Source organism: Clostridium sp. UBA6640 (assembly GCF_002455975.1).
Taxonomy (GTDB): Bacteria; Bacillota; Clostridia; order Clostridiales; family Clostridiaceae; genus Clostridium_J.
Window position 1 is genome coordinate 126,542 of record NZ_DKLM01000015.1, and the last position, 2,330, is coordinate 128,871.

General features: G+C 26.6%; 2 protein-coding genes. Both read right to left on the reverse strand.

The genetic code is table 11. From position 1 onward, the window contains the following. Positions 1–53: 53 nt before the first annotated feature. On the reverse strand, positions 54–944 hold the full coding sequence (locus B2W91_RS02140; RefSeq protein ID WP_291578621.1) for a GGDEF domain-containing protein: 891 nt from the start codon (positions 942–944) through the stop codon (positions 54–56). Positions 945–1,278: 334 nt separating this feature from the next. Beyond that, positions 1,279–1,980 (reverse strand): arginase, encoded by a 702-nt coding sequence (locus tag B2W91_RS02145; RefSeq protein WP_291578622.1) that lies wholly within the window; start codon positions 1,978–1,980, stop codon positions 1,279–1,281. Positions 1,981–2,330: the final 350 nt, after the last annotated feature.

Here is a 2,330-nt window from a genome sequence, read left to right on the forward strand (position 1 = left end):
TTTCACATTGTATCCCTATACCTTGAATATGTACTTTAACATATGATTAAATTTTATTTAACCACATTATTTCTGCCTCTTTTTTTAGCTTCATACAAATTACGATCTGCTAAATCAATTATTTCTTCACTAGTCAATTGCTCTTTAAACATAGTGAATATACCAAAGGATGCAAAGATTTCTACTTTCTTATCTTCAATTTGAATTATATTTTCCTCGATTTTCACTCTCATTCTTTCTGCAATACTATAAGCAGAATTATTACTTGTGTTATTAAGGCATATTAAAAATTCGTCTCCACCATATCTTGCAATCCAATCTATGTCTCCTCTAATACAACCTAATAAAATATTAGCAATTTCTTTTATTACAAAATCGCCAACAATATGCCCAAAACTATCGTTAATTTTCTTAAATTTATCAATATCTACTATCAATACTGACAAAGGTTTTCCCTCAATGACATTTTTTATAATATCAGCAGGTAATCTTTCACGGATATATCTTCTATTAAAAACATTAGTTAGATCATCTTTCACAACCATATTATTCATATCAACTAAAGAGTTTTTTAAGCTACGTCCACTTTCATATTCTCCACTACCTACCATCATAGTGTTTGTAACATCTTTAAATAACTCCAAAACAATTTTATGCTGCTGAATTTCTGTGGGTATAGCTGTAACCATAAAAAGCTTTTCAGCTGTATTTTCTAGTTTCATAAAGGTATCATTTTCTATATAAGCTCTCATTGCAATACAATTGTTACAAATCTTCTGACTACTCCAATATTTATAGCAAATCTGATTAGTTTCTTTAATATTGCTTTCCTTATAGTCCATTACATTTTTCTCTAGAGGATTAATAATTCTTATACTGTCATATATAGTTTTAAAAAAATCTAACTTTTCCTTTAATACTTCAATCGTTATAGGTTCTTTCATTAAAACTAAGCATCCCTTCTAAAATTAGTCTATGCTTGATAAAATCTATAAATTTAACTTACGTAAGAATGTAACTAATTATACACTTAAGCTTTTGTATTAATACAATATTTTATATTCTATCATAATCTATGGACTAATTTTAACATTTTATAAAAATTTTAGTCAACAAGAAATCTATATTAATTTTTATATAAAGTGCGTATCTCTTATTGAATAGTTTAATCTATATATTTATATAATGAACAGTTAAAAATTACAATATTCCCCCTTCCATGGAAATCTAATTTTATTTTATGAAAAAATCCACCATTTTTAACAGTGGATTCTTATTTTAACTTATTAAATAATTGATTTCTTCTGAAAATGTTAATTCTTTAGGTCTCCAAATTCTCTTTAAACTTTCTAGTTCTTTATAGGATAAATTTAATGCTTTAACAAATCTATAAAAGTCATTATCTAGCCATGGTGGTGTCCATCCCCCTGAACGACATATATGAATTACATCAATATTATTTTTCTCATTAAACTTAAAAAAATCTAAGTAATTTATATTATAATTATTATTTAATTCCTCAAAATCTTCTGGTTTTTCTAAAGTGTAGGGACTATAAAATATATTAGCTTTTTTAATAATATTATTTTTAAATAATTTTCCTAACCAATTAGCACAGTTAAGTTCAAAACGTAAAGAAGCTAAGCCACCATACCCCAAATCACTATGAGCATCAAATAAAAAAACTTCATCACAATCATAATATTTTGATATGTCATAAGAATACTTATGAGAGTCAGAAACATAAACCTTTATATCCTCTGAAAAATTAAACTTATTTCTTATCTCATCCCAAAAATTCAAAGCATCTTTACTTACCTTTATTTCTTCTTCTAAATTAACCCCTTTTATACCTTCTTCTATATATCTTCTATACCAAGCGGAAAGAAGTCCTCTTTGGTTCTCAATATAGGAGCCACACCACTGAGGTATAATTTTTACAAAATAGTCCCAATCAACACTTAAAATAGCCCTATTCATAAAATCAACTCCTTCTTCTATATGCTAATTCTTAAAATAATGTATATGCATACTTTAATTCTAGCCCACCTATATATTCTTTACAAATCCTTACACCCTCTTCTTTATAGCTTTCTCTATGATAAAAGACCTTCCACTAAGAATGGGTAAACAAATCATACTTTACCTAGCCTTGTCCCTCTATTACTCCATTTTTCTCCACAGGTCATTAAGGTTCATAAAAAATAACCTATCTAAGTAATTTTTTACTTAGGTAGGTTGAAATCCTTTTATAATTATGTAGTTCTTTAAATATACAATATTAAAATTTATTATATCTATGTTAGCGACATCTTATGTTATGGTTCAAT